Raw genomic sequence first — 1,714 nt, 5'->3', positions numbered from 1 at the left:
GACTCGACAACCGAAGGCCCGACCGGCTCCTCCTGGACCTGCTCCAGGATCACGTGCGCATTCGTCCCACTGATACCGAACGACGACACACCCGCCCGACGCGGACGACCACCCACCCCCGGCCACACCCGCGCCTCCGCCAGCAACTCCACCGCACCCGCCGACCAGTCGACGTGCGTGGACGGCTCGGCGACGTGCAGAGTGGGCGGCATGACGCCGTGGCGCATGGCCATGACCATCTTGATGATGCCCGCGACACCTGCGGCGGCCTGCGTATGACCGAGGTTGGACTTCACCGAGCCGAGCCACAGGGGCCGGTCCTCGGCGCGTTCCTGGCCGTAGGTGGCCAGCAGTGCCTGGGCCTCGATCGGGTCGCCCAGGGTCGTACCCGTACCGTGCGCCTCGACGATGTCGACCTGGTCGGCCGAGACCTTGGCGTTTGCCAGGGCCTGGCGGATGACGCGCTGCTGCGACGGCCCGTTCGGGGCCGTCAGGCCGTTGGACGCACCGTCCTGGTTCACTGCCGAGCCCGACACCACCGCCAACACCTGATGGCCCTTGCGCCGCGCCTCGGAAAGCCGCTCGACCAGCAGAACACCCACGCCCTCGCCCCAGCCGGTGCCGTCCGCATCGTCCGAGAAGGACTTGCAACGGCCGTTGAAGGCGAGGCCGCCCTGGCGGCTGAACTCGGCGAACGTCGTCGGCGTCGACATGACGGTCACACCGCCGGCCAGCGCCATCTCACACTCGCCCGTACGCAGCGCCTGGATCGCCCAGTGCAGCGCGACCAACGAGGACGAGCAAGCGGTGTCCACGGTGACGGCCGGGCCTTCGAGCCCCAGCGCGTACGCGACGCGGCCCGAGACCACGCTGCCCGCATTGCCGGTGCCGAGGTACCCCTCGGTGTCGTCGGCACCCGACAGACGGGTGACGTAGTCGTGGTACATCAGTCCGGCGAAGACGCCGGTACGGCTGCCGCGTACGGTCGCCGGGTCGATCCCGGCCCGCTCCAGCGCCTCCCAGGAGGCCTCCAGGAGCAGCCGCTGCTGCGGGTCCATCGCCAGGGCCTCACGCGGCGAGATCCCGAAGAAGTCCGCGTCGAAGCCGGGGGCGCCGTAGAGGAAGCCGCCCTCCAGCGTCAGTGACCTGCCGTCCTCGTCGTGCCGGGGGCCGTTGCCGTAAAGGCTCTCCAGGTCCCAGCCGCGGTCGGTGGGGAAGGCGGAGATGCCGTCGGCGCCGGTGGCGACGAGGTTCCAGAGGTCTTCGGGGGAGTTGATGTTGCCGGGGTAGCGGCAGGCCATGCCGACGATGGCGATGGGTTCGTCGTCGCCGGAGGTGGTGGTGGCCGTGGTCGTGGTGGTTGTGGTGGTTTCGCCGGAGAGTTCGTCGGCGAGGTGGTCGGCGAGTTGTCCGGCGGAGGGGTAGTCGAAGACGAGGGTGGCGGGCAGGCGCAGGCCGGTGACCGTGTTGAGGCGGTTGCGGAGTTCGACGGCGGTGAGGGAGTCGAAGCCCAGCTCGGTGAAGGCCCGCTCGGCGGGGACCGAGTCTCCGGACGCGTGTCCGAGGACGGCGGCGACCTCGCCGCGTACGGTCTCCAGGATCAGCTGGGTGCGCTCGTCGGTGCCGAGGGCCAGCAGGCGTTGCACGAACGCGGAGGACTGACCGCTGCCGGCCCGTGCCGCACGACGATGCGTCGTACGGATCAGACCACGCA

Annotated in this window: 1 protein-coding gene; it reads right to left on the bottom strand. The window is 70.6% G+C overall.

Going from position 1 to position 1,714, the window contains the following annotated elements:
• On the bottom strand, positions 1–1,714 hold a 1,714-nt coding region (locus BT364_RS38885; RefSeq protein ID WP_143166643.1), incomplete at both ends, for a type I polyketide synthase.

The sequence above is a fragment of the Streptomyces atratus genome (assembly GCF_900119365.1).
Lineage (GTDB): Bacteria > Actinomycetota > Actinomycetes > Streptomycetales > Streptomycetaceae > Streptomyces > Streptomyces atratus_B.
This window is presented reverse-complemented; position numbering and strand designations above follow the sequence as displayed.